General features: G+C 36.7%; 1 protein-coding gene. It reads left to right on the top strand.

The genetic code is table 11. From position 1 onward, the window contains the following. Positions 1 to 154 precede the first annotated feature (154 nt). On the top strand, positions 155 to 490 hold the full coding sequence (locus JMX98_RS14005) for a hypothetical protein (protein ID WP_201587461.1): 336 nt from the start codon (positions 155 to 157) through the stop codon (positions 488 to 490). Positions 491 to 580 lie beyond the last annotated feature (90 nt).

Raw genomic sequence — 580 nt, 5'->3', positions numbered from 1 at the left:
GAAAATACAAGCTTGACGAATGCTCATGTCTTTGTCTTTGACGCTTTTTATAACTTGCGTTCGAAAGTCTGCTGAGTAAGTCATAATGATTATATCTTTCTCTTTATTTTAAAAGCATTGTATCTTATTTATAAAAGACTGACTATATGCTTATGTGAGACCAAATGGACAATTGGTCATCGTTGAGGCAAAATCGAATAATGGTTATCACACTGCCTTGACTGCTTTTGGAGGGGGTAAGAAGCCTGCTACTGTTGATATAAATGAACAAAGACTAAGAGATGCAATTAATGCTAATAGAAGTGGTTTGAATAACTCTCAGTATCGTAGTGTGATGGAAAAGATTGAAAATAGAGATTATGAAATTGAACTCTATGTAAGCTCTAGAACGAAGCTATCAGCATCTAAAATTGGTGTGACAAATAACACAATGGGTATGTCAATTAAGCGAATTAGAGACCATCCCGAATTCTGTGTAACTGCGATTTAGATTAAATGTCTGCTGATACGGTCATCGAACATAATCATAAAGCGATTGAGCGCCGCCGTCCAGTTTCGAATCGGCATTGACCACCTTGAC

The sequence above is a fragment of the Psychrobacter sp. HII-4 genome (genome assembly GCF_904846595.1).
Lineage (GTDB): Bacteria > Pseudomonadota > Gammaproteobacteria > Pseudomonadales > Moraxellaceae > Psychrobacter > Psychrobacter celer.
The sequence above is the reverse complement of the archived record's forward strand: the minus strand, read 5'-3'. Positions and strand labels throughout refer to the sequence as shown.